The 434-nt window shown below is 61.5% G+C and carries 1 protein-coding gene; it reads right to left on the reverse strand.

All coding sequences use genetic code 11. The annotated features are described in order from the left end of the window. Window positions 1-373: enoyl-CoA hydratase-related protein (locus tag AWU74_RS14390; protein WP_498067501.1), on the reverse strand; the 373-nt coding region annotated here is incomplete at its 3' end. Between the last annotated feature and the right edge of the window lie 61 nt (window positions 374-434).

The raw sequence follows: 434 nt of genomic DNA on the forward strand, positions 1-434 counted from the left end.
CCAGCGCCCGCGCGCGTGCATTGCCTGCAAGGCGCGGCAGGAACCATGTGCCGCCGCAATCCGGCACCAGCGCGATCTTCGAGAACGCCTGAATGAATTTCGCGGAACGCGCCGCCAGAACGATGTCGCAGGCGAAGGCGATGTTGGCTCCGCCGCCCGCGGCGACACCGTTGACCGCGCAGACGATCGGCAGCGGCAGCTTGCGCAATCTGCGCATGAGGGGATTGTAGTTCTTATCAAGCGTAACGGTGAGGTCCGGCTTTTGTCCCGGTATGAAATCAACCTCTGACAAATCCTGTCCCGCGCAAAATCCGCGTCCGGCGCCGGTGAGGATCAGCGCGCGACATTTCGTATCAGCCTCCGCATCATTCAACGCCGCGTTCAGCGCGGTGTGTACACTTTGATTGAACGAGTTGAGGCTGTCGGGCCTGTTA

This window comes from Treponema endosymbiont of Eucomonympha sp. (genome assembly GCF_001028545.1).